Annotated in this window: 1 pseudogene; it reads left to right on the forward strand. The window is 73.9% G+C overall.

Annotated features, from left to right (window positions below):
* Positions 1 to 53: 53 nt before the first annotated feature.
* Positions 54 to 372 (forward strand): annotated as a pseudogene (locus tag AB8Z75_RS35315) (N-acetylneuraminate synthase family protein); the annotation flags it as partial.

Raw genomic sequence — 372 nt, forward strand, 5'->3', positions numbered from 1 at the left:
CCCCCTGACCCCTCTGTACCCATCCCAGAAAGAAACCCCCGGAAATGGTGAACATGAACAGCACCGGCATCAGCGCCCGCCCCCGTACCCGTGCCCTCGGAACCAAGACCGTCGGGCCCGGTCACCCCGTCTACGTGACCGGGGAGATCGGCATGGGGGGGGGGGGGGGGGGGGGGGGGGGGGGGGGGGGGGGGGGGGGGGGGGGGGGGGGGGGGGGGGGGGGGGGGGGGGGGGGCGGGACACCCCGTGGGGCCGGATGACTTACATCGACTACCGGCACCGTGTGGAGTTCGGCGAGGACGACTACCGGGCCATCGGCGAGCACTGTGCCGAGCGCGGCATCGACTGGTTCGCCTCCCCGTGGGATGAGGA

Origin of the sequence: Streptomyces sp. PU-14G (assembly GCF_041028275.1) — a bacterium.
Taxonomy (GTDB): Bacteria; Actinomycetota; Actinomycetes; order Streptomycetales; family Streptomycetaceae; genus Streptomyces.